Origin of the sequence: Janibacter hoylei PVAS-1 (genome assembly GCF_000297495.1) — a bacterium.
Lineage (GTDB): Bacteria > Actinomycetota > Actinomycetes > Actinomycetales > Dermatophilaceae > Janibacter > Janibacter hoylei.
Genome location: NZ_ALWX01000111.1, coordinates 1 through 542, shown reverse-complemented (window position 1 = coordinate 542; position 542 = coordinate 1). Strand labels below are relative to the sequence as shown.

1 pseudogene is annotated in these 542 nt (G+C 61.3%); it reads right to left on the bottom strand.

From position 1 onward, the window contains the following. A pseudogene (locus B277_RS15480) lies at positions 1 to 531 on the bottom strand (IS6 family transposase); the annotation flags it as partial. Between the last annotated feature and the right edge of the window lie 11 nt (positions 532 to 542).

Below are 542 nucleotides of genomic sequence, written 5' to 3'. Positions count from 1 at the left end.
TACTTCACCTGCCGGTGGGGCCGTCTCCCGGTCCAGCTTTCCTTCGCGCTTCAATTCGGTGATCGCTGCACCATAGCTCGGCGCTTTGTCGGTATTGAGCGTGGCAGGCTTTTCCCAGTGCTTCAGGCCTCGCAGGGCCTTGCCCAGGAACCGCTTCGCTGCCTTGGCGCTGCGGGTCGGCGACAGGTAGAAATCGATCGTGTCGCCCCGCTTGTCGACTGCCCGGTACAGGTAGGTCCACTTGCCCCGCACCTTGACGTAGGTTTCATCCAGGCGCCAGCTCGGATCAAAGCCACGCCGCCAGAACCAGCGCAGCCGCTTCTCCATCTCCGGGGCGTAGCACTGGACCCAGCGATAGATCGTCGTATGGTCGACCGAAATGCCGCGTTCCGCCAGCATTTCCTCAAGGTCGCGATAGCTGATCGGATAGCGACAATACCAGCGCACCGCCCACAGGATCACATCACCCTGGAAATGGCGCCACTTGAAACTCCGATCATCCGTTCCGTCCGTCCAATCTCCGCCAAGCATCGCTACATGCC